This is a genomic window from Citrobacter sp. Cpa228 (assembly GCF_030333085.1).
In the GTDB taxonomy this organism is placed as follows: Bacteria; Pseudomonadota; Gammaproteobacteria; order Enterobacterales; family Enterobacteriaceae; genus Citrobacter; species Citrobacter pasteurii.
In genome coordinates this window covers 1-296 of the sequence record NZ_JAOWGQ010000019.1, presented here as the reverse complement: position 1 = coordinate 296, position 296 = coordinate 1, and the positions used below count along the sequence as shown (strand labels likewise).

Below are 296 nucleotides of genomic sequence, written 5' to 3'. Positions count from 1 at the left end.
CGCAGGGAGTGGATAAAATTAAGACAAACCATTGCGCACTATGAATCGGACGGCAGGAAGAAGCATAAAAAACGGCTGGCAGAACTGTATCGTGAAGAAAAGCAGCTGGCAAAAGCGCTGGCCGATATGCCACCGGACCCGGTACTGCCCCCGCCAGCCCCGCTGATAAAGGTCAGGGGTGTGGTGACAAACTACCACCAGCGCTGCCTTACGCACTATTTTGACACCAAAGCCTATCCGCAGACGTGGGAATATTTCAGCAGGCAGGATGAGAACATGGCGTCTGCCGCGATGGT

Annotated in this window: 1 pseudogene; it reads left to right on the top strand. The window is 54.1% G+C overall.

Annotated elements, in window-relative coordinates:
* Positions 1-296: pseudogene (locus OGX91_RS00150) on the top strand (putative type VI secretion system effector); the annotation flags it as partial.